Below are 26041 nucleotides of genomic sequence, written 5' to 3'. Positions count from 1 at the left end.
GCTCCGGCATCAGCGGTGCTGATTGATGCGGATGTCGTCAACGGGCACAATTCACAAATCGTATTAATGAAAATCCCGCGAGCGTGGAAGGATTCGCACATTGCGCGGATGACGCATCTTGTGCGGCGGAGTTCCGTCGCGCGCAGGCAGTTCGTCTTCCAGCGGCTCGATCACATTGGCGCCATCGGGCACGGCATGCTTTCGCCGAGGCGCATCGTTGGCCAGATTCATCAGATCGGACGAACGATCGACCAGACGCTCGGCCACCAGATGCACGACTTCATCCGGGCTGCTCTGGATCGTCCCCTGCACTTCGATCAGACGGGCACCCATCACTTCCTTGCGGAATTTTTCCATCACCTTCGGCCACACCACGATATTGGCGATGCCGGTTTCATCCTCCAGCGTCATGAACACCACGCCCTTGGCGCTGCCGGGCCGCTGCCGCACCAGCACGACACCGGCACAGCGCACGCGCCGCCTGTCGCTGACGTGCGACACATCCCGGCACGGAACAATGCCTTCGCGTGCAAATGTGGCCCGCAGGAATTCCATCGGGTGCCCCTTCAGCGACAACCGGACGGTCTGATAATCGGCCACCACCTGCTCCGGCAGCGGCATCTGCGGCAATGGTTGCGCGGCTTCGTCCGGCTGCTCCCGCGCCGCCGCGCTCTCAAACAGCGGTAGCGCGACATCATCCGGCAGACGGCGTACGGTCCAGAGCGCCTCGCGGCGATCCAGCCCGAGCGAACGGAACGCATCGGCGTCCGCCAGCAGGATCAGCGCGCGTTTCGGCAATCCTGTTTCACGGGCAAAATCTTCCAGTGACCCGAACGGCTTTCGCGCCCGCGCGGCGACAATGCGCTGATCCCAGTAATCTTCGCGTGGCTTCTTCCTGCCACGCAATGCCGCAGGCTTGCTTTCATCCAGCTTTTCGTCATCCGGATCGTAAACGTCGAAGCCGTCGATCTGCCGGAAACCAAGCCGCACAGCGCAATGATCCCGAGGACCCGATTTTTCCTCCAGCGTGTTCTGCCCGAAACTGCGCGACACATCGATCTCGCGAATATCGACGCCGTTCTTGCGCGCATCGCCGACGATCTGCGCCGGGGCATAGAATCCCATCGGCTGCGAATTCAGAAGACCGCAACAGAACACATCCGGATGATAGTACTTGATCCATGACGAGACATAGACAAGCTGCGCGAACGCCGCCGCATGACTCTCGGGAAATCCGTAGCTGCCGAAACCCTTGATCTGATCGAAGCAACTGACCGCGAATTGAGGATCGTAACCGCGCGCGATCATGCGATCCACCATGCGCCGCTCGAATTTCGGCATGGTGCCTACATTGCGGAAAGTTGCCATCGCACGCCGCAGGCCATTCGCCTCTTCGGGCGTGAAGTCCGCCGCCGCCATGGCAATGCGCATCGCCTGTTCCTGAAACAGCGGTACGCCGAGCGTCTTGTGCAGCACACTGCGAAGCTCGTTCGGATCGCCTCCCTTCGGATAGGGATATTCAATCTCCTCGGGCTTCATCTGCCGCCGCTTCAGATAGGGATGCACCATTTTGCCCTGGATCGGTCCCGGACGAACGATGGCGACTTCGATCACAAGATCGTAGAAGGTGCGCGGCTTCAGGCGCGGCAGCATGTTCATCTGCGCGCGGCTTTCCACCTGAAACACGCCAAGGGATTCACCCCGGCACAGCATGTCGAACACCGGACCGCTGTCCTTGTTCTCCGCCTTGATGTCCGCCAGTTCGTAGCGCCGATTTTTATGATCCGCGATCAGATCGAAGCACTTGCGGATGCAGGTCAGCATGCCCAGCGCCAGCACATCGACCTTCATCATTTTCAAGGCATCGATATCGTCCTTGTCCCACTCGATGAACGTGCGGTCGTCCATCGCGGCATTGCCAATGGGCACATAGGTGTCGAGGCTGTCCTGCGTCAGCAGATAACCGCCGACATGCTGCGACAGGTGGCGCGGAAACTCGATCAGTTCGGTGGCGAGTTCGACCGCGCGGCGGATCATTCCGTTCTGCGGGTCGAAGCCTGCCTGTCTGATCTGCATATCGCTGACGCCCGTGCCCCAGCTTCCCCAGACCGTATCGGCCAGTGCGGCGGTGACATCCTCCGTTAATCCCAGTGCCTTGCCAACATCGCGGATAGCGCTGCGCGGTCGGTAGTGAATAACGGTGGCGACAATCGCCGCGCGGTGGCGACCATAGCGGCGATAGACATACTGCATCACCTCCTCGCGCCGCGAATGCTCGAAATCCACATCAATATCGGGCGGTTCGAGCCGCTCCTCGGAGATGAAGCGCTCGAACAGCACATCGGTTTCAGCGGGATTTACAGACGTAATGCCGAGCATGTAGCAAACGGCGGAATTCGCCGCCGACCCGCGCCCCTGACACAATATCTTCTGTCCTCGGGCATAATGAACGATGTCATGTACGGTCAGGAAGTAATGCGCGTAGCCGAGCTTCTCGATGAGAGCCAGCTCCTTTTCGATCGTTCCACGCAGCTTCTCGTCAATACCGCCCGGGAAATAACGCCGAATCCCGGCTTCGGTGAGATCGCGTAAATGCTGTTGCGCCGTCTTGCCCGGCGGGACCGGCTCGTCGGGATATTGATATTTCAGTTCCTCGAGCGTGAACGTGATGCGCTTCGCAAATCGCATCGTCTCCTCAACCGCTTCCGGCAGATCGCGAAACAGCCGCGCCATCTCATAGCCGGGCTTCATGTGCCGCTCGGCATTGGCCTGCAGCTTTTTGCCGACGGCATGAATGGTGGTCTTTTCAAGAATGCAGGTCAGCACATCCTGCAGCGGACGGCGGGCGGGATGATGATAGAGAACATCGTTGGTCGCGAGCAGCGGCACGCGCGCGGTTGAGGCGATCCGATACAGGCGAGACAGACGCCGCGTATCGTCTCCGTGATACAGCAGGCTCGCGGCCAGCCACACGCCATCGGCCCGGCTGCGCTTCAGCCGGTCAAGCACCTTCAAGGCTGCCGCCGAGTCAAAGCGATGCGGCAGCGTCAGGATCAGTAACTGTCCTTCCGCAAAATCCAGCAGGTCCTCGAACCGGAGAAAACACTCACCTTTCTCCGCTCTCAATTTGCCGCGTGACAGCAACTGGCAGAGACGGCCATAGGCTGCGCGGTCACGCGGATAGACCAGAATGTCCGGCGTCCCATCTGCGAAAACAATACGCGATCCGATCAGAAGCCTCGGCTTATGTTTGACATCAGGGTTTGAAAGCTCGCTATAGGCCCGCACCACGCCTGCCAGCGTGTTGCGATCAGCAATGCCGATCACCGGCAGGCGGTATTCACTGGCCTGATGCACATAGTCCTGCGGCTGCGATCCGCCGCGCAGGAACGAGAAATTGGTCGTGATGCCGATTTCCGCATAGTCTGTGACCTTCATGCGAACACCCCATGGACGAACCATTTGGGCTTGATGCTTTCACCCTTGTCGTCGATGAGTTCGCGATCGTAGAGACCGTCGCGATAAATCCAGAAACGCAGCCCTTCTGCGTCCTCGACGCGGAAATAGTCGCGGGTGAGTGACGACTCTCCATTTTTCCACCATTCCATCGCAATGCGCTCGGGACCTTCCACGCGAGTCACCATGTGCGACGCGCGCCGCCACTTGAACCGGCGCGGCGGCCCGTCAGGCACCGCCGCGAATGGCACCTCGATCTCCTCCGGCTGCTCGAACATCCGCAGCGGCCGCAGCGGCGGCTCGGCCTGAACACGCTCCGGCCATTCGGCATCTGAAGCCGCGGCAAGATGCTGCTGCGCCGGCACAGGCAATACTGCCCGTTCCGGAATATGCGTATCCTGCGGCAAATGAACCACGACGCGCCGGCCGCCGAGACGCGCGGAGAGACGGTCCACCAGTGCGGCGACATCGTCATTGTCCTGTGCGCGGGTGTCGAAATCACGCTGCTCCTGCACCACGATCTCGATATGGCTCGCAGAGAGCCGGATCAGGTCGAAGCCGAACCCGGGATCGAGCGGATCGGCCAGCGCATCCAGCCGCTCGCGGAACAGGCGGTCGATCACTTTGACCTTGGTGATAGGCTGGCCGGTCTCTACCGCGATGGTGCGCACCGCGCCGTCGGTGCGGAAGAAACTCGCTTCCAGCCGCCGCGCGCCCTTGCCCTGCCTGTCCATCACGGCGACCAGCATCTGCGCGAGGCTCGAGAGAATCGCGGCAATCACGGTGTCGGTGGCGACCGGTTCGGCAAAGCGCTTCTCCACCATGAAATCCGGCGGCGGCTTGCGCGGACTGATCGGCGCATCGCCATGCCCCAATGCCTGCCGCAGCAGGCTGGTAAATGCGGCGCCGAACCGCGCGGAGATTTCATGCGGCGCACGCGCGGCGACATCGCCGATGGTTTTCAAACCGGCCCGGCGCAGCCCGCGCGTGATGGCGTCATCCGCGCACAAGGCGAACACCGGAAGCGAACTGACCGCCCGCGCCTCTTCACCATCGGGCACGATGCAGCTTCGCACCGCGCGCGTCATGGTCCGCGCACAGACCGGCGTAGAAGCAATCGCCGCGTTGACGATAAAACCCTGCCGCGTGAACCGGTCACACACCGTGCGCAGCATCGCGGCTTCGCCACCAAACAGATGCGCGCAGCCGCTGATGTCGAGCAGTAATCCATGGGGCGGATCGAGCGCGACCAGCGGCGTGAACCGGTCGCACCAGTCGGCGATGGCTTCCAGCAAGACGAGGTCAGCCGCCTCGTCGGCGTCGAAGACCTGCACCTCGGGACAGATGGCGCGAGCATTCGCCAACGGTAGGCCAGTCTCAAGGCCGATATGCGCCGCAGCGTCGTTCAGCGCCGTGATCTGCAGCGCGTTGTTCAGCTTGCCGACGACGACGCAAGGCTGCGCGTCATCCGGCGCGCCGTCGCCCGGCAATCGTTTCAAGCGGTCTGTCGGCAGACGCGGGAGCCATAAACTGAGGATGCGCCGCGCTTTCACGGAAGAGGCCCTCATCACATTTCCACTCCATGATCCATCGTCCAGTTTCGCCGTGACGGTTGCGAACAAGCTGCGCATCCAGCATCGGCGCACCCCATGCTTCGATGACCGGCAAGGAAGGCGCGGCGCGCGCAATCCACCGCGTCTCCGCAGTGCTGGCGGACGGCGTTGCCGCTGTGCGCAGCACGAGACACGCGACATTCGAAGCACGCGCGGCCAGCGTCAGCCTGCGGCTCGCGACCAGATCGAGTTGGCGCACCTCGCCCCAGACATCCAGCACCACAGCGCCCAGCGCGTCACAGGCGAGCGCGTCGGAAGCCGCACGCAGCGCGGTTTCTGCATCCTTCGCCCGCACCATCACCAGCAGACGCGGATCGAGACCGAGTTCCTGCAATCCGCTCATGGAGAGCGCGCCGGATTCGCGTTCCGCAAAATCCTGCTGCACCCAGAGCAGAGGCCGCCGTCCGATCAGGCGATGGGCCAGACCCGCGATGAATCCTGTCGCTGCGGCGCCGTGACGGCCACCCTCTGCGAACACTTCATGCAGCGCGCCGCGCACCAGCCCGCCCTGGAGGACAGCGTCGGCCGCGGCATGGCCTAGCGTCACGCGCGCAAGACCATCCGGCTCGCTTTCAAGGCGTCCGATGGCGCCACGCAGAGACGCAAGCGTGTTTGTGCGTACGCCATTCATGCGCCGCTCCTTGAAATCCGTAGTCCGCATTCGCTGCCGATTGAACGAATGACGGACTTATTTGTTCATGATATGTTCTAATATAAAGCTAAGAGGCTGGAGAGAGTCAATCGGACTCTCAAGAATCCTCTTTCCGCAATGAAAACAACGGGATTCACCCATGGATGTGCAGCGAAAACTCGAAATTCTGGCCGACGCCGCCAAATACGATGCCTCCTGCGCATCCAGCGGGACCGAAAAGCGCGACAGCCGCGACGGCAAGGGCATGGGGTCGACCGCGCCCGGCATGGGCATCTGCCATTCCTATGCCCCGGACGGTCGTTGCATCTCGCTGCTGAAAATCCTGCTCACCAACGCCTGCAACTACGATTGTCTTTATTGCATCAACCGCGCCTCCTCGAACGTGCAGCGCGCACGTTTCACGGTGGAGGAAGCCGTCAAGCTGACGCTGGATTTCTACCGGCGCAATTATATCGAAGGCCTGTTTCTCTCGTCCGGCATCATCCGCAGCCCGAACTACACCATGGAACAGGTGGTGCGCGTGGCGCGGTCCTTGCGTGAGGATCATCATTTCCGCGGCTATATTCATCTCAAGACCATCCCGGAGGCAGACGACGCGCTGATCGCCGAAGCCGGCAAATATGCCGATCGTCTCAGCATCAATATCGAAGTCCCGACCGAAACCAGCCTGACGAAACTCGCGCCGGAAAAGGATGTCCGCGCCATCCGCCGGACAATGGGACGGCTGCGGCTCAAACTCGACGAAGCGAGCGAGACGAAAAAACACAGACACGCGCCCCGCTTCGCACCTGCGGGCCAAAGCACCCAGATGATTATCGGCGCTGACAGTTCCAACGATCAGACCATTCTGGAAACCAGCGCCAATCTTTATGGCTCCTACAGACTCAAGCGTGTCTATTATTCAGCGTTCAGCCCGATCCCGGACGCGAGCCGAAACCTTCCTGTGACAGCGCCACCGCTGGTGCGCGAGCATCGGCTTTATCAGGCGGACTGGCTAATGCGCTTTTACGGTTTCGATATCGGCGAGATTACCGACCCGCTCGAAGGCGGCATGTTGCCGCTCGACATCGACCCAAAGCTCGCATGGGCGCTACGCCATCGCGACCGGTTTCCGCTCGATGTCAACCGCGCAAGCCGTGAAGACCTGCTGCGCGTTCCGGGCTTCGGCGTAAAAACAGTGGATCGCATCATTATGGCCCGGCGCGTCACGCATCTGCGCGCCGCAGATCTGGCGCGGTTGCATGTGCCGCGGAACAAGACACTCCCCTTTATTGTTCTTTCCGATCACAAACCGTCCGCCAAGCATCTCGACAGCAACCGCTTGATCGAACTGTTTCGCCCTCCTCCGACCCAGCAGAGTTTTGCATTCTGATGCACGTCGTTACCCTCGGATCAGAGACCGACTTTAGAGGATGGCGTGAAGCAGCACGCGCACTGGCTCTCAATGACATCCCGCCCAATGACGTAACCTGGACTGTCGCCAGCCGCGATGCAGAACTGTTCGGCGCGTCCGCACTACCCGCCGTCGATCCTGACTGCACATTCAGCGTTCCGGCGACGTTCGTCGACCTTGCGAAACTCGCAATTCTCAACCGCGACCCTGAACGCTTTGCATGTCTTTACAGGCTGCTGGTGCGGCTGCGGCAGCAGCCTCGCCTGATGAATGTGCTGACGGATGCGGACGTGGCGCGCATTCATGGGCTTGCCAAGGAGGTCCGCCGCGACGAGCACAAGATGCATGCGTTCGTCCGTTTCCGGGAATTCGGCCGTGATGACGACTTCCGCTTCGTTGCATGGTTCGAACCGTCGCACCACATCGTCGAACTCGCCGCGCCGTTTTTCGAACGGCGCTTCGCCGACATGCGATGGTCGATTCTTACTCCGGATCGCTGCGCGCATTGGGATGGACACAAAACCGTCTTTACCGAGGGCGCGGTCAAATCCGACAGCCCGTCCAACGATCCTCTGGAAGATATCTGGCGGACCTACTACGCCAACATCTTCAATCCGGCGCGATTGAAGATCAAAGCCATGCAAGCGGAGATGCCGAAGAAATACTGGCGGAACCTCCCCGAGGCTTCGTTGATTGATCCCTTGATCGCACAAGCTGAACGCAGGACCGATCGGATGATCAGGCAGGAAGCGCCCGCGCCGCGTTCTTCGCGGCAGAGAAAGGAGCAACTGGCGATGGCAAACCCTGCGCACATCAAGCCCGAGGTTCTTGCTGCCTTGCGTCACGAAGCGGCCGACTGCCGTGCGTGCCATCTCTGGAAGGACGCGACGCAGACTGTGTTCGGCGAAGGGCCCGCACACGCATCCCTCATGCTGGTAGGCGAGCAGCCCGGCGACAAGGAGGACCTTGCGGGCAAACCGTTCGTTGGTCCCGCCGGAGCCATGCTCAACCGCGCACTGGAAGAAGCCGGTATTGAGCGCGACAAGGTTTACGTCACCAATGCAGTGAAGCATTTCAAATTCGTGCCGCGCGGAAAAATCCGCCTGCATCAGAAGCCGAACACACTGGAGATCAAGGCCTGCCGTCCATGGTACGAGCGTGAACTGGCGTCGATCAAACCCGCACTGGTGGTGGCGATGGGCGCAACCGCTGCACAAAGTGTGTTCGGCAAGATCACACCGATCGGCAAAAACCGCGGCCACCTGATTGATCTTGGCGAAGCCAAGGCGCTGGTGACGGTGCATCCGTCCTATCTGTTGCGGCTGCCGGATGCGGACGCCAAGGAGCGCGAATACGCCAACTTCGTAAAAGACCTGAAACTGGCGGCGTCGTTCCTGAATAAACTGAAGGCCGCCTGACCTCAGCACAGCCGGCGCCCTCAGGGTCTTGCCGAACCCGGCCCCTCTAAATTTCAGTTCTATTTTTGAACTTATCGCCTATGATCGGTTTTGCCGCGCACGGATTCCCGTTGCTGGCTCACCCATGGAGCGGACGAATGGACCTGCACGACATGCACTTTTATGAGCCGGCGAAAGGGCATGGACTCCGGCACAATCCGTTCAACGCCATTATTGCTCCGCGGCCGATCGGCTGGATTTCATCGCGAACGCCCAACGGCGAGATCAATCTCGCGCCATACAGCTTCTTCAACGCATTCAACTACGATCCGCCGATCCTCGGATTCGCATCCATCTCCTGGAAGGATACCGTTCAAAACGTCTCGGAGACCGGGGAATTCGTCTGGAATCTGGTAACCAGGGATCTTGGCGACCGGATGAATGCGACGTCGGCACCGCTTGCGCGAGGAGTCGATGAATTCGAGGTTGCCGGACTGACAAAGGCGCCAAGCCGCTTTGTTCAGGTTCCGCGCGTCGCCGAAAGCCGGGCGGCGATGGAATGCAAGGTCACGGAAGTGGTTCAGTTCAAGACCCACACAGGTGAGCCGGTACAGGGATGGCTGATCCTTGGCGAAGTGGTTGCTGTCTATATTGACAAGACACTCATCAAGGACGGCGTCTATCAGACTGCCCAGCCCCATCCAATTCTGCGCGCGGGCCGCGGTGGCGACTATGTCGAGGTCACCCAGGACAGGATGTTTGAAATGGACCGCCCGCCCGGAAGCAGCCATCCGGCATTTCACGGATCATGAACCCAACATCGCGACGCTCGGCAACGAAGCAATCCAGACCTGTGACCCGGATCGCTTCGTCGCCTGAGATACCGATGATTAGGCGGCCATCGCCTCTGAGTTCACCGCAGCCAGCGCCAGACCGGTCAGCGCCTCGTCGGTGTTTTTCTCCTCCTGAAGCGTTGCGTCGATCAACTTCACCGCGTCCTTCATGCCGAGCTTGGTGGCCCACGCCTTGAGGGTTCCATAGCGGGAAATCTCGTAGTGTTCGACGGCCTGCGCCGCGGCCAGAAGCCCGGCATCCAGGGCTTCGGTGCCCTTGTACTCCGTCATGATCTCCTTGCCCTCGTCGAGAATGCCCATGATGGCATCGCAGGTTTTCCCCCGCGCGGGCTTGTCGAGCAGCTCGAAAATCTGTTCCAGCCGCTCCACCTGTCCCTCGGTCTCGCCTTCATGCTTTTCAAAGGCGGCACGCAACTCGTCCGACTGGGCGGCCTTCGCCATCTTGGGAAGCGCTTTCAGGATGTGCTTCTCGGCGAAGTAGATATCCTTCAGGGTATCGAGAAACAGATCGTTGAGATCCTTGTCTTTTGCAGTGGCCATGGCGCTCTCGCTCCGTTTTGGGGTGACGGGATATTTCCCGCCTCCCAACGCGAAGCGTTCCGCCGTGTTCCCGCCCTGAGTTGAAAAGAAAGGTTCCGCGCCGGTCAGCTGGCGAGCTGGGTTTCGATCAGTTTGATCCAGTAGGATGAGCCGTAAATAATGGCATCATCATTGAAGTTGTAAGCCGGGTGATGCAATCCGGCGCTGTCGCCGTTGCCGATAAAGATGAAGGCGCCTGGCCGCGCTTCGAGCATGTAGGCGAAGTCCTCCGCCCCCATCACCGGCGGAATTTCGGAACTGACATTGCTCTCGCCGACGATATCGCTCGCGACCCGCGCGGCGATGCCGGTTTCGGCAGGATGATTGACCAGCACCGGATAGCTGCGCTCGTAATCCAGCGTGACCTTCGCACCCGACAATTTCGCCACGCCGTCGACGACCTCCTGCACGCGCTGCTCGATCAGGTCACGCACCTCGGGCGTCAGGCTCCGCGCGGTACCGCGCAATTCAGCAGTCTGCGGAATGACATTCCGGGCATTGCCCGCATGAAACTCGCAGATCGAGAGAACCGCCGCATCCAGCGGATCGACGCTGCGCGCCACAATCGACTGAAGCGCCGTGATGAGTTGCGATCCGATCAGCACCGAGTCGATGCTCTTGTGCGGACGCGCGGCGTGCCCGCCAAGCCCTTCAATATGAATGTTGATGTGATCGGTCGCCGCCATGGTCGGGCCGACGCGGGTGGCGAATGTCCCGATTGGCATGCCCGGCGAGTTGTGCATGCCATAAACTTGATCAATTTTGAAACGGTCCATCAGGCCGTCCTTGATCATGGCTTCGGCGCCCGCGCCGCCTTCCTCGGCGGGCTGAAAGATCATCACCGCATCGCCGGCGAAATTTCGCGTCTCGGCGAGGTAGCGCGCCGCGCCCAGCAGCATCGCGGTGTGGCCGTCGTGACCGCAGGCATGCATCTTTCCAGGCACGGTGGAGCGGTAGGCGACGCCGGTTTCTTCCTCGATCGGCAGCGCATCCATGTCCGCGCGCAGGCCAACCGCTTTCACGTCGCCATCATTGACCGGCTTGCGTCCTTTGATGACACCGACAACACCCGTACGTCCAAGGCCCGTCACGACTTCGTCGCAGCCAAATTCACGCAACCGATCGGCCACGAATGCCGCAGTGCGGTGAACGTCATACATCAGTTCCGGGTGCGCATGCAGATCGCGCCGCCATCCCATGATTTCGGGCTGCAAATCGGCGATGCGGTTGAGAATGGGCACGGCGGCAAACCTCGTAACGGCATGGAACGACATAACGCTAGCACGGGCCAGTGGCCGACCCAACATCCGTGCAAGCGTCAATTGCACAGGATCGGACTGTACAGGCCGCCCCGCCCGAGGTCATAAGAAGAAAAATCTGTAATTTAACGAAAGAAGCGCAGGGAATGGCGAAACGGCTTGAGGGTGATTTCGACTACATCGTCGTCGGCGCGGGCACCGCGGGCTGCATTGTCGCCAATCGTCTTTCGGCGGATCCGCGCAATCGGGTGCTGATTCTGGAGGCTGGCGGCAAGGACAACTGGATCTGGTTTCACATTCCGGTCGGCTATCTGTTCGCCATCGGCAATCCCCGCTCCGACTGGATGTTCAAGACCGAACCCGAGGCGGGCCTCAACGGCCGCGCCTTGGCCTATCCGCGCGGCAAGGTGATCGGCGGCTCGTCCGCGATCAACGCCATGATTTCCATGCGCGGCCAGGCAGCGGATTACGATCACTGGCGGCAGCTTGGCTTGACCGGCTGGGGCTGGGACGATGTGCTCCCCGCCTTCAGGAAGCTCGAAGATCATTTTCTCGGCGAAAGCGAACATCACGGGGTCGGCGGCGGCTGGCGGATCGAGGCGCCGCGCCTGTCATGGAAAGTGCTCGATGCTGTCGCCGAAGCCGCGAGTGAGATGGGAATTCGCAAGACGCCGGACTTCAACACCGGCGATAACGAAGGCATCGGCTATTTCCATGTCAACCAGAAGCGCGGACGGCGCTGGTCATCGGCGCGCGGATTCCTGAAGCCCGCGCTGTCGCGGCCGAACCTGCGGCTCGAAACCAATGTGCTGGTTGACAAGTTGATTGTGGAGAACGGGCGCGCCGTGGGCGTGCGCTTCTCCCAGGGTGGCGAAACGATCGAGGCGCGCGCCCGCGGCGAAGTCATCCTCTGCTCCGGTTCGATCGGATCGGTGCAAGTGCTGCATCGCTCCGGCATCGGCCCGCAGGAATGGCTGTCGCCGCTCGGCATCGACACCGTGCTGAATCGTCAAGGCGTCGGCCGCAACCTGCAGGATCACCTGCAGCAGCGCGCGATCTACAAGGTCGAGGGCGTGCGCACGCTGAACGAGACCTATTACAATCTGTTCCGCCGCGGCTGGATGGGCGTAGATTATCTCCTGCGCCGACGCGGTCCGCTGACCATGGCGCCCTCGCAGCTTGGCATCTTCACCCGCTCCGATCCGCGGCAGGAGCGCGCCAACATCCAGTTTCATGTCCAGCCGCTGTCACTGGATAAATTCGGCGAACCGCTGCATCGGTTTCCGGCGATTACCATCGCCGCCTGCAACCTGCGGCCGAGTTCGCGCGGCACCATCCGGATCAAATCCGGTGCGCCAGATCAGGCGCCAGCGATTGCGCCGAATTATCTGTCAACAGCGGACGACCGGCAGGTCGCCGCCGACGCCATTCGCGTCACACGCAGGCTGATGAAGCAGCACGCGCTCGCGGCCTATCATCCGAGCGAATATCTCCCCGGCCCGTCCGTCGGCGACGATGACGCCGCGCTGGCGAAGGCGGCGGGCGATATCGGCACCACGATCTTCCATCCGGTCGGCACCGCAAAGATGGGCAGCGCCAGCGATCCCCTCGCCGTGGTCGACGAACGCCTGCGCCTTCATGGCCTGAGCGGACTGCGCGTGGTCGATGCGTCGGTGATGCCGACGATCACATCGGGCAATACCAACACACCCACCGCGATGATCGCCGAGAAAGGCGCGGCCATGATCGCTGAGGATGGGCGGTAGCGTTCTCGTCATTGCGAGCGAAGCGCAGCAATCCATTCTTTAGAACAAGCGCTGAATTGCTTCGTCGCTACGCTCCTCGCAATGACGATGAGATTACGGCCGCAATGCCATCTTCGCCACGCCGGGCGTGCGCAGCGGCTCGGCCAGACGCGCGAATTCGCACAGCAGCGAGCGCGTCTTTCGCGGATCAATGATTTCCTCGACCCAGAACTTCTCGGCCGAGCGGAACGGCGAACGCAGCTTGTTGAGCCGGTCCTCGATCTCGGCGAGTTTCGCCTTGGGATCTTCCGCCGCGTCGATATCCGCGCGATAAGCAGCCTCGATGCCGCCTTCGAGCGGCAGCGACCCCCAATAGGCCGAGGGCCATGCATAGCGCATCGAGAACCGTCCCGCCGGCTGATGCACGACACCCGCAACGCCGAAGGAGTTGCGTACGATGATCGTGCACCACGGCACCGTCGTCTGGTTGACCGCCGTCATCGCCCGCACGCCATGACGGATCGTCGCCGTCTTCTCGGCGTCAAGTCCGATCGAAAAACCGGGACAATCCATCAGATAGACCACCGGCAAGTGGAATGTTTCCGCAAGATCGACTGCGCGCACCACTTTCTGACAGGTATCAGCCGCCCACGATCCTCCATAGATAAATGGATCGCTCGCGAGTATCAGGACTGCCCGCCCTTGCAGGCGCGCCAATCCCGTGATGATGGACCGGCCGAAATTCTGGCCCATCTCGAAGAACGATCCCTTGTCCACCACCGACTCGATGATGGGCCGCATCTTGTAGACCTGCTTGCGGCTGCGCGGCACGGCATTCAGCAGCGCTTCATCGGCACGTTCCGGATCGTCGTTGCAGGGAGTCGTTGGCGGCAGGTCGAATACCGACGACGGCAGATACGACAAAAACTTGCGGGCGCATTCAAACGCTTCCTCCTCGGTGTCGACCGCGTGATCGACGGCACCCGACTTGGTTTGAATCTGCCAGCCGCCAAGCTCCTGCTTGTCGAGCGCTTGTCCCAGACGCGCCACCACCGGAGGGCCCGCGACAAACATCGCGGATGATTTGGTCATCACAGAATAATGGCTCGCTGCAAGGCGCGCGGCGCCAAGACCCGCCACAGAACCGAGACCCAGTCCGACCACGGGCACGCGCGCCATGTTGGTGGTCGTGTACCAGTACCAGGTGGTGCCGCCGACGCCGCCGGGCAGATTCGCCGCGCCCTTGGTTTCGATGGTCTTCACCGAGCCGCCGCCGCCTGATCCTTCGATCACGCGAATGATCGGCAGCCGGAAATCGTGTGCCATCTGCTCCGCCATGGTCGGCTTCGCGGAGATCGACGCATCGGCAGAGCCGCCGCGCACCGTGAAGTCGTCACCGACCACCACGACAGGCCGATTATTGACCGTGCCGCGGCCGAACACGCAGTTCGCCGGCGTGACCGTCTTCAGCTCGTTCTTTTCATCATATTCGGCAATGCCCGAGATCGCGCCGACCTCGTGAAAAGTTTTCGGATCGACCAGCTTGTCGATACGTTCGCGCACGGTGAGCCGGCCCTGATCGTGCTGTCGCTTGACCTTGTCGGCGCCGCCCATTTCCTTTGCAAAAGCCTCGCGCCGCGCGAGCTCGTCAAGTTCAGGCTTCCAGTTCATCGTGTCTTCCTCGCGTGCGCACTGCGAACGCGCTCCCGTTCTGTTCTGCGGAATAAAGTTTCCACTTGCAGAACACGCTACCCCGGGCAATCTTTCGTCACAACAAAGAAGCCGCGCCTGCAGAGCGTGCGTGCTCTGCTCTAAGCGGATGGAGAAAGCGGAATGGCCGAAATCAAGATCATCACCGAAGTCGCCGGGCGCGTTTGCGCGATTGCAGTCAGCGCCGGCGGCGATGTCGGAACGGGCGATGACGTCGTTGTCGTTGAAGCCATGAAGATGGAAATTCCGGTCGCATCGCCTGCCGCAGGAACAATCAAATCGATTCTCGTCAATGTCGACGACGTGGTTGCTGAAGGTCAGACGGTCGCCACGCTCGAAGCGTGACAGACAACGATTCCGCGACAATCTGTCCAGTCCACATTAGTCGGCTTGCAGGCGTTGCACTCGCTCCTGCACGATGACATGATCCGGCAAAATCAAAAGCGCGTTTCGCACAGCGAAAGCAATATGGAGGGGATATCATGAAGAAAAAGATCACAACCATTGCGGCTCTGTTCCTCGCGGGCACAGCGGCTGCACCAGCGCTCGCTCAGGACATCAAACTTCCGCCGACGATGGCGTTCACCGCCTATGATACCGGCACGTCCGGCTTCAACATCGCCGTGGGCGTCGGAAAGGTTCTTAAAGACAAATACGGTTCCGACGTTCGCGTGCTGCCTGCCGGCAACGACGTCGCGCGCCTGGCTCCGCTGCGGACCAACCGCGCGGTCCTCGCCTGGATGGGCACCGGCGTTTATTTCGCGCAGGAAGGCGTGTTTGAATTCGGCGTCAAGGAATGGGGTCCGCAGGCGCTGCAGATGACTCTCTCGACGGTGGACTGCAACGGTCTGTCGGTCGGCGTCGCAAAAGATACCGGCGTGAAAGAATGGAAAGACTTCAAGGGCAAGCGCCTCGGCTTCGTGGTCGGCTCGCCCGCGCTCAACCAGAATGCGCTTGCGATCATCGCTTACGGCGGCCTGACCCAGAAGGATGTCAAGATCGTTGAGTTCGCGAGCTACGGCGCCATGTGGAAGGGCCTCGTCAACAACGACGCCGACGGCGCGTTCGCTTCGACGGTGACCGGTCCCGCCAAGGAGGTCGAAACCTCGCCGCGCGGTCTGGTCTGGCCGGAGCTTCCGCCGGAGGACAAGGCGGCATGGGAGCGCGTCAAGAAAGTCGGCGCATTCTTCAACCCGCATGTTACGACGTGCGGTGCAGGCATCACCCCGGCATCTCCGCTGAAACTCGCCGCGTATCCTTATCCGATCGCGACAACCTACGCTTCGCAGTCGGTCGATCAGATCTACGCGCTGACCAAGGCGATGATCAGCGGCTATGACGGCTACAAGGATTCCGCCCCGGGCGCGTCGGGCCTCGACGTCAAGAAGCAAACCAAGCAGTGGGTGATTCCGTATCATCCGGGCGCTGCCAAGGCGCTGAAGGAAGCCGGCCAGTGGACCGATGCGGACGAGAAGTACAACAACGACCTGATCAAGCGTCAGGGCGTGCTGGCCGACGCATGGAAGGCCTACAACACCGCCAGCGCACCGGGCGAGCCTGCAGCATTCCTCTCCGGATGGATGGCGGCACGCAAGGCCGCGCTCGCCAAGGCCAACCTGCCGAACGGGTTCGACTAAGACGAATCTGACATTCGCCGCCGCGGGATCACAACAGCCCGCGGGGCGAGCGCCGGATCGGCCCTGCCAGCCACTTGTATTCGACAGTGCACCGATTTTAACATTCGCGAGAAGTTCCGCTGATGTGGAATGCGAATGTTAGAATCGGTGTTTCGATCCCGCTATGCGGACGCCGCCAACCTCTCACTTCCGGTATCGCTTATGTCAGCTCCGTCCGATAGCAACCAAAACTCCACCGCGGCGACCATTGAGTCGGCGCAGAAGAGAGTCGTGTTTGACGACCCGCATGCCGGCACCGGCGGACTGCAGGAGGCCGAGGTCACGCGAGTCCGCGCCCTCCGCGGCGGATGGCGCTGGACACTCGTCATTGCAACGGCCGCGACGATCCTGCTCTGCATCAATCAGCAGTTCGCCCTTCGCTTCTTTGTCGGATATACCCAGCTCAACACCGAATACTTCTATCTGCTGATCGCGCTGATGCTGCCGTTTACGTTCCTGATCTTTCCAGGATCGGAGACAGCCTCGCTCGATCGCATCCCGTGGTACGATATCATTCTGTTCGTCGTCACATTCTGCGCTGCCATTTACCTGATGGCGAACATTCGGCAGGCAGCCGCGCTGGGATGGGAATTCGCCGGCGCTCCCCAGCCGGTGATCGTCAGCGGTCTGATCATGTGGGCGCTGCTGATGGAGGCGCTTCGGCGCACCGGCGGCTGGAGTCTGCTGCTCTGCGTCCTGCCTTTCACCGTTTATCCGTTGTTCGCCGATGCAAGCTGGCTCGGGCCGTTCCGTGGAACGCAATCGACCCTTGAACAGGCCACCGCCTATCACGTCCTGTCCGGCGAAAGCCTGCTCGGAATTCCGATTCAGGCGTTTGCAGACACGGTGATCGGCTTCCTCGTGTTCGGCACGGCGCTGATGATGACCGGCGCCGGCAAGTTTTTCATCAACATCGCTTTCGCACTCTGCGGCACATTCCGTGGCGGCGCCGCCAAGGTCTGCATTTTCGCCAGCGGCCTGCTCGGCATGATGTCCGGTTCGATCATCTCGAATGTGCTGACCGCAGGCACGATGACCATTCCGGTGATGAAGAAGAGCGGCTTCCGTGCGTCCTATGCCGCCGCCATTGAGGCCTGCGCCTCGACCGGCGCGGTGCTCGCCCCTCCGGTGATGGGCGCGACCGCGTTCGTGATCGCCCAGTTCCTGAATGTCAGCTACGCCGAAGTCGCGCTCGCCGCCGTTATCCCGGCGGGCCTTTATTATCTCGGCCTCTTCATGCAGGTGGACTCCTACGCCGCGCGTCACAACCTTGCAGGCATTCCGCGCTCGGAATTGCCGCGCGTATGGGACACCGTCAAGGAAGGCTGGTACTACGTCTTTGTCATCGCGCTTTTGATCGTGATGCTGCTCTATTTCAAACGCGAGAGCCATGCGCCGTTCTATGCGACGGCCCTTCTGCTGGTGCTTAATCAGTTTTTCTCGAAAGATACGCGCTGGACTTTCGCAACCATCAGCAAGTTCCTTGAAGTCAATGGACGCACCTTCGTCGAGCTGGCCGGCATCCTTGCGGGCTGCGGACTTCTCATCGGCGCCTTCTCGATGACCGGTGTCATCTCCAGTCTTGCCAATGATCTGCTGCGCCTGGCCGGAGACAATGCGATCCTGCTGCTGGTGATGTGCGCGTTCACGAGCCTGATCCTGGGGCTCGGCCTCACCACAACCGCTTGTTACATCTTCCTCGCCATTCTGGTTGCCCCCGCGCTCGAGAAGGCCGGCCTCAACAAGATGGCCGTGCACATGTTCATCTTCTATTGGGGCATGCTGTCGTCGATCACGCCGCCCGTGGCGATTGCCTCGTTCGCCGCAGCCGGCATTGCGGGCTCACCCGCGATGAAGACCGGATGGGAATCGATGTGGGTCGGCAGCATCATCTACTTCCTTCCCTTCTTCTTCGTCATGAATCCAGCGCTCGTTCTGCAGGGCAACGCGCCCTATCTTGAGGCGCTTCGCCTGATCGCGATGGCGGGAATCGGCACGCTGTTCATCTGCGGCGGCATTCAGGGTTATCAGGCTTTTGTCGGAAACCTGCGGCGGGCGGGAGCGCTGGAGTGGCCGATCCGGGTGCTGCTGGTGATCGGCGGCTTCATCATCGCCACGCCCGGCGGCGGCATCATGCCGATCTCGCCAGTGCAGATCGCTATTCTGGGCGCCGCCATTCTGGTTCCGACCGTGATCGTTGCTCTGGTTCTGCTCCGGCGGAACCCGCTTCCGCCAAGGACACTGTCGCCGGGCTAGGAATCCCCGGCGCACCGGCGAATTGTGGCAATTGTTCGTGGTCACTCATGTTGCCTCGCAAGGAAGCCGTGCATCTTCGCCACACCCTGACGAAATACTCTGCCCTTATCCCGGCGCGAATGACTTGTATCTGGCGTTCTGGTGTGTTCGACCTATAGTCCAGCCAAGTCGAACGCTGAATCTTGATAAGGGATAACGATGTTCAAAGCACTTCTTGCGACCACTCTCCTCGTCTCGGCAACGGTTGGCGCCTTCGCGCAAGCTCCGCAGCGCGGTGGAACACCGGACGAGCAGAAGGCCTGCGCGCCTGACGTTTCGCGCCACTGCCGCTCCGTGATGAACGAGGGTGATTTTGTGATTCTCGGCTGCCTGCAGGCGCACCGCGCCAAAATCAGCAAGCGGTGCGACGCTGTTCTCAAGAGCCACGGCCAGTAAGCCGCGCACTTTTCCCGATGATCTCGAATAAGCCAATCCGATCAGCTTGACTCCGGTCAGGCTGATTTTCTTGGTCAGGCCGATTTTCTTGCCGCGTTATCGACCAGCGTCTTGCCCAGCGACCAGATCGCGCCGGGGACGCGATGGCTTGCCTCGATCACCTGATCGAACGAATTGGTGATCCAGTTGCAGTCATCCGAGCTTATCGTCAGCGCCGGCAGCAGCTTGATCGTGTGGCTGGCATGGCCGGACACCTGGCTGAGGATCTTGTGATCCTTGAACAGCGGGATGGTAATGAGCTGACAGAACAGGCCCTTGCTCGCCGCTTCCAGCATCGTCCATGACGCCTTCAGCTTGAGCGATTTCGGCGGTCCGAACTCGACGCCGATCATCAGCCCCTTGCCACGAACATTCTTGAGCAGTTCGTAGCGCGGAATCATCGCGGACAGATTCGACAGAAGCTCGTCGCCGCGCGCCGCCGCATTCTCGATCACCTTCTCCTGCTTGAGGACTTCCAGTGTCGCGATGCCGGCGGCCATAGCCAGATCGTTCTTGGAGAACGTCGATCCGTGCACCACCGCGCGGTCCATGCGGTCGAAAATCTTGTCAAAGATCGCCTTGCGCGTCAGCACCGCGCCGACCGGCACATGACCGCCGGATAGCGACTTCGACAGCAGCACCATGTCGGGTTCGACATTCCAGTGCTCGACCGCGAGGAAACGTCCCGTGCGGCCCATGCCGGTCTGGATTTCATCCGCGACGAAGATCGTGCCATAGCGCTTGCACAGCGCGGCCGCCCCGGCGAGATAGCCATCGTCCGGCATGTTGACGCCCTTGCCCTGAATAGGCTCGACGATAAAGGCCGCGACCTGACGCGAGGACAGCGCCTTCTCAAGCGCCGCGAGGTCATTGAACGGAATCGACGTGCAATCCGGCAGCAGCGGGCCGAATCCGTCGCGGAAATTCTTGTCGCCGGTCAGCGACAATGAGCCGTAGGACAGCCCGTGGTAGGCATGATCGCAATAGACGATGCCGGTGCGGCCCGTCGCGCCGCGCGCGAACTTGATCGCAGCTTCGACACATTCCGTCCCTGAATTCGCAAAAAACACCTTGTCGAGATAAGGCACATGCGCGATCAGGCGCTCGGCGAGAATACCCGCCAGCGTCGACAGATCGAGCTGAACGAGATTGGGCAGATCGCTGTCGAGGACGCTTTTGAGCGCATTCTTGACGGCCGGATGGTTGCGGCCAAGTGCGAAGACGCCAAACCCGCTGAGGAGGTCGAGATAGCGGTCGTTGTCCCGGTCGAACAGATACTGGCCCTGCCCGCGCTGAAAGCCCACATCGTAACCGATGGTCTTGAGGACGCGGACGAGCTGTTCGTTCAGATACCGCGTATGCAGAGCGTTACGCTGGAATTGGCGATCCGCGAACATCTCTGAAATGTCTAGATTTGACTGCATGATGTCATACATACTTCGTTTGCCGGGCGTCTAGTCAACTGAAATTAGTGACTGAAATTAGTGTATGCGTCCTTTTGTCAATTCTGGAACTGCGGACGGCTTTTGTGTTTAAGTTAGTTGCAATGCACGCGAGGATTCATGCGAAAGATAGCGCTTAGTGGAATGTTCTTGCTGGCCGCGGCCGGTGCTGCTTCAGCCGCCGAGCCGCTGGGTGAATGGAAGGTCGAGGAAGACAAGGCGACGATTCGGATCGTTGACTGCAATTCCAGGCTTTGGGGGGTCATTGCCTCCGAAAAGATTCCCGGCAACATCGACAGCAAGAACCCCGACAAGGCCAAGCGGACACGTCTGACCCTCGGAATCCCCGTTCTTCTGAACATGAAGAAGGCGGAAGACGAGAAGGACAAGTGGGAGGGCCAGATTTACGACGCCACCAGCGGCAAGACATACGACGCCAATATCCAGCTCAAATCGCCCAATTCGCTTCGCGTCGAAGGCTGCGTCGCCATGATTCTTTGCGGCGGGCAGACCTGGACCCGCGTGACCGACAATGCGTCCCCGGCGGCGCAAGGCCAGAAGGCTCCTGCCGCCAAGGGTGGCGCCGCGCCCTTCCCGACCCCGATCGGCGCCCCCAAGACCGCAGCACCAAAGGCCGGAGCAAAAGCAGGCACACCTGACGCCGCACATGCCGACATCTGCCTGATCCCGGAAATCGCCAACGCGCCCCGCTAAAGCGTCTGCGCCGAACCGGAAGCCGGTTCAGCGCAGAAACACAGGCAACAATTCAAATGCGATCCGATCCAGCCGATCGGATCGCATTTATTTATGATCGCGCGGACGCCCCATCAGCGCCGGCTGGAACAGCACCGCCGCGGCGAGCGTGGTGACCAGCGACAGCGCCAGCAGTTTGCCCATGCTTGATGTACCGGGATGGCTCGACAGCCACAGGCTGCCGAAGGCTGTCGCGGTTGTCATCGCGCTGAAGAAGATCGCCCGCGTCAGACTCGACTGCAGCAGATCGGTCTGCCCGGCCCGCCACGCGGTGACGTAGTAGATCTTGAACGCCACACCGATGCCGAGCAGCAGCGGCAATGCGATGATATTGGCGAAGTTCATCGGCAGTCCGATCAGCACACAAATCTCGAGCGTCACCACGCCTGCCAGCACCAGCGGCACCAGCGTGAGAAGCACGTCGCCGATCCGGCGCAGCACGATCCACAGAAGGATCGAAATCGACAGCAGCGCCCAGAAACCCGCATGAATGAAGGCCCGGACGATGGTGTCGCCGGATTTCAGAATCGAGATCGGCCCGCCGATCGCCTCGGGCTGAACCTTCAGCACAGCGGCGGCAAACGTGCGCAACGTATCGTTATCGTTGGGATCGCCCTTGGGCTGAACCTCGACGCGCGTCCGGCCATCTGCCGCAGTCCAGTCATGCAGGATGTCCGGCGGAAGGGTTTTGATGCTCACCGGCTGCGCCTTGAGAAGGCCGCGCACCTGATCGAGCGCGACGTTCAACGGCGAGATGAAGGTGGCCTCGGCCTTGTCGCGCATCGTCTTGCTGGCCTGCGCGAGTTTGGCGAGGGCATCGGCGAGCCGCCGCGCAGCGACAGCCCCCGGGCCCTTGTCGTCGCCGGCGGTCTTGCGCAGGCTTTCCACAGAGCCCTTGAGGGCAGCGACATTTTCCTCATCCGACGGTGCCGTGCCGCGCGGGGTCTCGTTCAGGATCGGATTGAGCTGCGCCGCAGCCTTGCGAATGATCGCGAGCTTGGCGGGCTGATCGTCCGGGATGAACGTATCGAGCGAAATGGTTCGCGACACTTCGGGAAGTTTCGCGAGACTTGCCTGAATCTCCTTTGCCTTGGCGACCGAAGGCGCCAGCACTTCGACCGCATTGGTGCCGGTATTTGGATCGCGGCGCAGATCGAGATAGGTCGCAACCGACTCGACCTTCGCGCTGCGCAGGTTCATCGGATTGAAGTCGAACTGCAGGAAATACAGCAGTGGCAGCCCGAGCACGGCCACGCCAAGCGTCGCCACCACCACGCCGACGCGATGCCGCTCAAGAAACCGGTCCACCGGCGCGAGAAACTTGAAGCCAAGCGGCTCCGCTTCGCCGGGAGGATTCAGAATCTTCAGCAATGCCGGCAGCACGGTGATCGCCGCGATGAACGCGATGATCATGCCCGCACCGGCGATCTTTCCGAGCTCCGACACGCCCTTGTAGTCGGTTGGCAGGAACGACAGAAAGCCAGCCGCGGTCGCGACCGCCGCCAGCGTCAATGGAACGGCGGAGTATTCCGCAGCCTTTTCCAGCGCAGGATCAAGACTGTCGATCTCGTGACGTTCGGCGCGGTATCTTACGCTGTACTGAATGCCAAAATCGACGCCGAGGCCGACGAAAAGCACGAAGAACGCGATCGAGATCAGATTGAACGCCCCCACCAGCATGAGGCCAACGGCGGTGGTGACCGACAATCCGATGATCAGGGTGACGAACACGGCGCCGATGATCTTGGACGATTTCAGCGCACACCACAGGATGAACAGCACGATCAGCACGGTGCCGCCATGGGTGAAGAGCGCCCCCTCCTGCACCGTCGAGAATTCATCGTTCGCGATGGGCACCGGCCCCGTCAGGCGGACGCGGGCGCCGAAGTCCTTGGCGAGGTTGCTGTCTACAGCCGCCTTGCGAATGGCATCGGTGGCCGCGCCGCCGGGCTCCAGCGCCTTGAAATCGAGAACCGGCCGGATCAGGAGCAGGGCCCGCTTGTCGGCATCCGTCAGCGGCTCGGTGCTGGAAAGCTCCCGCCACGAAAACGGAGCGGGCTTGTCCGCCAGCACCTTTTCGACAGCATCCGCGACCTCGTTGAGCGGCCTCGCCATGGAGTCACGCGAATACTGCCCCCTGGCCGCACCGGCGAGGCCGAACTCCAGCACGCCGGTCAGGCCGCGCAGGCTGGGATCGTCCACCAGGATGTCGAAAATCGGTGCTGCCGAGGCCAATTGGCTGGTCTGTTTGGCCACCTCGGAGGTCGGCAGGAACAAAAGTCCGTTATTGTCGAAAAAGGCGCCCCCGCCCGGCCGGCGGATGGAAATGAACCTGTCGGTCTGTGGCTGCAACTTCTTCTCAAGGGCGTCGGCGGCCTGCCGGGTCAATTCCGGCGTCGGGGCCTCTACAACGGCCAGAATCGAGTCATTTCGGCCTGGAAAGGCCTTTTCATAGTCAATTTCGCGCTTTCGCCAGTCCAGATCGGGGGAAATCAGCTTCGCAACATCGGTATTGATGGCAAAGTTCCGGTGGGAGTAGACGCCCGCCGCCGCAGCCAGAGCCAAGCCGGCCACGAGGACCAGCCATGCATGGCGCGTGCAGAAACGAACAAGCGATACAATAGTCCTTGTCAGCACAGGTTTTCTTTCTATTTCTGGCGACCAGCTTGGGGTAAAGGCAACTGCGGGGGATGCAGGCGGTTAACTTACTGATGCCTCAAACGGTGCCCTTAAGTCACACAATAGTGGCAATTAGCCAGCAGTTCCTCAGAACTACTGCTGAATAGCTGCAATAATGCTACACTGCAAAATGTTCACGTCTTGTTCCACAGTCGCATTGGAAGCCTTGGTATGACCTCATCGACCCCATTGCTCGACGCAATCAAGTCGCCCGCCGATCTTCGCAAGCTGAAAGAGAGCGATCTGCCTCAAGTTGCGGCAGAAGTTCGCGCGGAAACGATCAACGCAGTTGCGGTCACGGGTGGTCATCTGGGCTCCGGTCTTGGTGTCGTGGAACTGACCGTCGCAATACATCATGTTTTTAATACGCCCGCGGACCGCGTCATCTGGGACGTCGGTCATCAGGCCTATCCGCACAAGATTCTCACCGAGCGCCGCGACCGGATTCGGACGTTGCGTCAGGGCGGCGGCCTGTCCGGCTTCACCAAGCGCGCGGAGAGCGAATACGACTGCTTCGGTGCGGCGCACTCCTCGACCTCGATTTCGGCCGGTCTCGGCATGGCCGTGGCCCGCGACCTGTCCGGCGGCAACAACAATGTCATCGCGGTGATCGGCGACGGCGCCATGTCCGCCGGCATGGCCTATGAAGCCATGAACAATGCGGGCGCGATGGATTCGCGCCTGATCGTCATCCTCAACGACAACGAGATGTCGATTGCGCCGCCGGTCGGTGCCATGTCGTCCTATCTGTCGCGCCTGACGTCGAGCAATACCTACCGCTCGCTGCGCGAAATCGGCAAGCAGGTCGCCAAGCGCCTGCCTAAATTCGTCGAGAAGGGCGCGCAGCGCGCCGAAGAATACGCACGCGGCATGCTGTCGGGCGGCACGCTGTTTGAAGAACTCGGCTTCTACTATGTCGGCCCGATCGACGGCCACAACCTCGACCACCTGCTCCCCGTTCTGAAGAACGTGCGTGATTCCAAGGTTGGCCCGACCCTGATCCATGTCGTCACCGAAAAGGGCAAGGGCTACACCCCGGCCGAAGCGTCCGCCGACAAGTACCATGGCGTCGTCAAGTTCGACGTCGCCACCGGCAAGCAGGCCAAGGCCCAGGCCAACGCCCCCGCCTATACCAAGGTGTTCGGCAACAGCCTCGTGCATGAAGCCGAGAAGGATAACAAGATCGTCGCCATCACCGCGGCGATGCCGTCCGGCACCGGCGTCGACATTTTCAACAAAGCCTTCCCGGACCGCACATTCGATGTTGGCATCGCCGAACAGCATGCCGTGACGTTCGCCGCCGGTCTTGCCTCGGAAGGCCTGAAGCCGTTCGTTGCGATCTACTCGACCTTCCTGCAGCGCGCCTATGACCAGGTGGTGCACGACGTCGCCATCCAGGGGTTGCCGGTGCGCTTCATCATCGACCGCGCCGGTCTTGTCGGCGCTGACGGTCCGACCCATGCGGGCTCGTTCGACATCACCTATCTCGGCTGTCTCCCCGGCATGGTCCTGATGGCCGCTGCCGACGAAGCCGAGCTCGTGCATATGGTGGCGACCGCCGCAGCGATCGACGATCGTCCTTCGGCCATTCGCTTCCCGCGTGGCGATGGCGTCGGCGTAGATCTGCCGTCGGTTGGCGTCCCGCTGGAGATCGGCAAGGGCCGCATCGTCCGCGAAGGCTCCTCGGTCGCCCTGCTCTCGCTCGGCACCCGGCTCGGCGAAGCGCTCAAGGCTGCAGACATTCTAAAAACCCATGGCTTGACCGCCACGGTGGCTGATGCACGCTTTGCCAAGCCGATCGACACGGACCTGGTCCTGCGTCTGGCGCGCGACCACGACGTGCTGATCACCATCGAGGAAGGCTCGATCGGCGGCTTCGGGGCACAAGTCTTGCACACTCTTGCGGAGAACGGCGCACTCGACAAAGGATTGAAGGTTCGCTCCATGGTTCTTCCGGATACGTTCATCGACCAGGACTCGCCGGCTGCGATGTATGCAAAGGCCGGTCTTGACGCCAAGGGCATCGTGACGCGCGTCTTCGAGGCGCTCGGCCGCGAAGGCGAGATCAGCGCGGTGCAGCTTGCTTAGTCCTGTGACCCACAA

The 26041-nt window shown here is 61.1% G+C and carries 18 protein-coding genes; 10 read left to right on the top strand and 8 right to left on the bottom strand.

Translation table 11 applies throughout. The features are described from left to right. Positions 1-63: 63 nt before the first annotated feature. The 3 genes from HMPREF9696_RS01385 to HMPREF9696_RS01375 are packed head-to-tail and all read right to left on the bottom strand — an operon-like array spanning position 64 to position 5700. Entirely contained in the window at positions 64-3438 is a 3375-nt protein-coding gene (locus HMPREF9696_RS01385) for an error-prone DNA polymerase (RefSeq protein ID WP_002711145.1), read from the bottom strand. Continuing rightward, complete coding sequence (locus HMPREF9696_RS01380) at positions 3435-5024, bottom strand: Y-family DNA polymerase (RefSeq protein WP_040301062.1); 1590 nt, start codon at positions 5022-5024, stop codon at positions 3435-3437. Before HMPREF9696_RS01380 ends, HMPREF9696_RS01385 begins: the two co-directional genes overlap by 4 nt. Continuing rightward, entirely contained in the window at positions 4921-5700 is a 780-nt protein-coding gene (locus tag HMPREF9696_RS01375; RefSeq protein ID WP_002711143.1) for an ImuA family protein, read from the bottom strand. The genes HMPREF9696_RS01380 and HMPREF9696_RS01375 overlap by 104 nt, the downstream gene beginning before the upstream one ends. Before the next feature lie 160 nt (positions 5701-5860). Between HMPREF9696_RS01375 and HMPREF9696_RS01370 the strand changes: the two genes are divergently transcribed. The 3 genes from HMPREF9696_RS01370 (at position 5861) to HMPREF9696_RS01360 (ending at position 9323) form a co-directional block, all read left to right on the top strand. Then, positions 5861-7093, top strand: coding sequence for a putative DNA modification/repair radical SAM protein (locus tag HMPREF9696_RS01370; protein WP_002711142.1), 1233 nt, complete (start codon positions 5861-5863; stop codon positions 7091-7093). Beyond that, positions 7093-8532 carry a UdgX family uracil-DNA binding protein gene (locus HMPREF9696_RS01365; protein ID WP_002711141.1) on the top strand — a complete coding sequence of 480 codons (1440 nt, stop codon included), beginning with the start codon at positions 7093-7095 and terminating at the stop codon, positions 8530-8532. The genes HMPREF9696_RS01370 and HMPREF9696_RS01365 overlap by 1 nt, the downstream gene beginning before the upstream one ends. A 137-nt stretch (positions 8533-8669) precedes the next feature. Further along, positions 8670-9323: a flavin reductase family protein gene (locus HMPREF9696_RS01360; RefSeq protein WP_002711140.1), complete on the top strand. Its 654-nt coding sequence runs from the start codon at positions 8670-8672 to the stop codon at positions 9321-9323. A gap of 78 nt (positions 9324-9401) precedes the next feature. On the opposite strand, the gene HMPREF9696_RS01355 is transcribed toward HMPREF9696_RS01360, so the two are convergent. Both HMPREF9696_RS01355 and HMPREF9696_RS01350 read right to left on the bottom strand, forming a co-directional pair. Continuing rightward, entirely contained in the window at positions 9402-9905 is a 504-nt protein-coding gene (locus tag HMPREF9696_RS01355) for a YciE/YciF ferroxidase family protein (RefSeq protein WP_002711139.1), read from the bottom strand. A 104-nt stretch (positions 9906-10009) separates the two neighbouring features. Next, on the bottom strand, positions 10010-11185 hold the full coding sequence (locus tag HMPREF9696_RS01350; RefSeq protein WP_002711138.1) for a M20 aminoacylase family protein: 1176 nt from the start codon (positions 11183-11185) through the stop codon (positions 10010-10012). Between the two features lie 164 nt (positions 11186-11349). On the opposite strand from HMPREF9696_RS01350, the gene HMPREF9696_RS01345 reads away from it, so the two are divergent. After that, positions 11350-12969, top strand: a complete 1620-nt coding sequence (locus HMPREF9696_RS01345) for a GMC family oxidoreductase (RefSeq protein WP_002711137.1) — start codon at positions 11350-11352, stop codon at positions 12967-12969. 93 nt (positions 12970-13062) lie between these two features. Here the strand turns inward: HMPREF9696_RS01345 and HMPREF9696_RS01340 are convergent, their stop codons facing one another. Next, positions 13063-14619, bottom strand: a complete 1557-nt coding sequence (locus tag HMPREF9696_RS01340) for an acyl-CoA carboxylase subunit beta (protein ID WP_002711136.1) — start codon at positions 14617-14619, stop codon at positions 13063-13065. A 162-nt stretch (positions 14620-14781) separates the two neighbouring features. Between HMPREF9696_RS01340 and HMPREF9696_RS01335 the strand changes: the two genes are divergently transcribed. The 4 genes from HMPREF9696_RS01335 (at position 14782) to HMPREF9696_RS01320 (ending at position 19025) form a co-directional block, all read left to right on the top strand. After that, positions 14782-15003, top strand: coding sequence for a biotin/lipoyl-containing protein (locus HMPREF9696_RS01335; RefSeq protein WP_002711135.1), 222 nt, complete (start codon positions 14782-14784; stop codon positions 15001-15003). 137 nt (positions 15004-15140) lie between these two features. Continuing rightward, positions 15141-16295, top strand: a complete 1155-nt coding sequence (locus HMPREF9696_RS01330) for a TAXI family TRAP transporter solute-binding subunit (RefSeq protein WP_002711134.1) — start codon at positions 15141-15143, stop codon at positions 16293-16295. Positions 16296-16496: 201 nt separating this feature from the next. Then, complete coding sequence (locus HMPREF9696_RS01325) at positions 16497-18590, top strand: TRAP transporter permease (RefSeq protein WP_043923886.1); 2094 nt, start codon at positions 16497-16499, stop codon at positions 18588-18590. Between the two features lie 198 nt (positions 18591-18788). Further along, positions 18789-19025, top strand: a complete 237-nt coding sequence (locus tag HMPREF9696_RS01320) for a hypothetical protein (RefSeq protein ID WP_002711132.1) — start codon at positions 18789-18791, stop codon at positions 19023-19025. A gap of 74 nt (positions 19026-19099) precedes the next feature. Here HMPREF9696_RS01320 and hpnO read toward each other — a convergent pair whose 3' ends face one another. After that, positions 19100-20491, bottom strand: coding sequence for an aminobacteriohopanetriol synthase HpnO (gene hpnO / locus HMPREF9696_RS01315; RefSeq protein WP_174309467.1), 1392 nt, complete (start codon positions 20489-20491; stop codon positions 19100-19102). Positions 20492-20650: 159 nt separating this feature from the next. On the opposite strand from hpnO, the gene HMPREF9696_RS01310 reads away from it, so the two are divergent. Continuing rightward, positions 20651-21220 (top strand): DUF2147 domain-containing protein, encoded by a 570-nt coding sequence (locus HMPREF9696_RS01310; protein WP_430642276.1) that lies wholly within the window; start codon positions 20651-20653, stop codon positions 21218-21220. An 87-nt stretch (positions 21221-21307) separates the two neighbouring features. Here HMPREF9696_RS01310 and hpnN read toward each other — a convergent pair whose 3' ends face one another. Then, positions 21308-23896 (bottom strand): hopanoid transporter HpnN, encoded by a 2589-nt coding sequence (gene hpnN / locus HMPREF9696_RS01305; RefSeq protein WP_040301060.1) that lies wholly within the window; start codon positions 23894-23896, stop codon positions 21308-21310. A gap of 213 nt (positions 23897-24109) precedes the next feature. Between hpnN and dxs the strand changes: the two genes are divergently transcribed. Further along, the gene (gene dxs, locus HMPREF9696_RS01300; RefSeq protein ID WP_002711128.1) at positions 24110-26026 is read left to right on the top strand and encodes a 1-deoxy-D-xylulose-5-phosphate synthase; all 1917 of its coding nucleotides are present in this window, start codon (positions 24110-24112) and stop codon (positions 26024-26026) included. The last annotated feature ends 15 nt before the right edge of the window (positions 26027-26041 follow it).

Source organism: Afipia clevelandensis ATCC 49720, assembly GCF_000336555.1.
GTDB classification, from domain to species: Bacteria; Pseudomonadota; Alphaproteobacteria; order Rhizobiales; family Xanthobacteraceae; genus Afipia; species Afipia clevelandensis.
Note: the sequence above shows the minus strand (reverse complement) of the source record. Positions and strands in the feature narration are given on the sequence as shown.

What these genes read in the sequence shown, in the direction of transcription:
- HMPREF9696_RS01355 (WP_002711139.1), bottom strand. Translation starts at nt 9,905, where the DNA reads ATGGCCACTGCAAAAGACAAGGATCTCAACGATCTGTTTCTCGATACC.
- HMPREF9696_RS01365 (WP_002711141.1), top strand. Translation starts at nt 7,093, where the DNA reads ATGCACGTCGTTACCCTCGGATCAGAGACCGACTTTAGAGGATGGCGT.
- HMPREF9696_RS01340 (WP_002711136.1), bottom strand. Translation starts at nt 14,619, where the DNA reads ATGAACTGGAAGCCTGAACTTGACGAGCTCGCGCGGCGCGAGGCTTTT.
- HMPREF9696_RS01385 (WP_002711145.1), bottom strand. Translation starts at nt 3,438, where the DNA reads ATGAAGGTCACAGACTATGCGGAAATCGGCATCACGACCAATTTCTCG.
- HMPREF9696_RS01360 (WP_002711140.1), top strand. Translation starts at nt 8,670, where the DNA reads ATGGACCTGCACGACATGCACTTTTATGAGCCGGCGAAAGGGCATGGA.
- HMPREF9696_RS01335 (WP_002711135.1), top strand. Translation starts at nt 14,782, where the DNA reads ATGGCCGAAATCAAGATCATCACCGAAGTCGCCGGGCGCGTTTGCGCG.
- HMPREF9696_RS01380 (WP_040301062.1), bottom strand. Translation starts at nt 5,024, where the DNA reads ATGAGGGCCTCTTCCGTGAAAGCGCGGCGCATCCTCAGTTTATGGCTC.
- HMPREF9696_RS01370 (WP_002711142.1), top strand. Translation starts at nt 5,861, where the DNA reads ATGGATGTGCAGCGAAAACTCGAAATTCTGGCCGACGCCGCCAAATAC.
- HMPREF9696_RS01320 (WP_002711132.1), top strand. Translation starts at nt 18,789, where the DNA reads ATGTTCAAAGCACTTCTTGCGACCACTCTCCTCGTCTCGGCAACGGTT.
- HMPREF9696_RS01325 (WP_043923886.1), top strand. Translation starts at nt 16,497, where the DNA reads ATGTCAGCTCCGTCCGATAGCAACCAAAACTCCACCGCGGCGACCATT.
- HMPREF9696_RS01310 (WP_430642276.1), top strand. Translation starts at nt 20,651, where the DNA reads ATGTTCTTGCTGGCCGCGGCCGGTGCTGCTTCAGCCGCCGAGCCGCTG.
- HMPREF9696_RS01330 (WP_002711134.1), top strand. Translation starts at nt 15,141, where the DNA reads ATGAAGAAAAAGATCACAACCATTGCGGCTCTGTTCCTCGCGGGCACA.
- dxs (WP_002711128.1), top strand. Translation starts at nt 24,110, where the DNA reads ATGACCTCATCGACCCCATTGCTCGACGCAATCAAGTCGCCCGCCGAT.
- HMPREF9696_RS01345 (WP_002711137.1), top strand. Translation starts at nt 11,350, where the DNA reads ATGGCGAAACGGCTTGAGGGTGATTTCGACTACATCGTCGTCGGCGCG.
- HMPREF9696_RS01375 (WP_002711143.1), bottom strand. Translation starts at nt 5,700, where the DNA reads ATGAATGGCGTACGCACAAACACGCTTGCGTCTCTGCGTGGCGCCATC.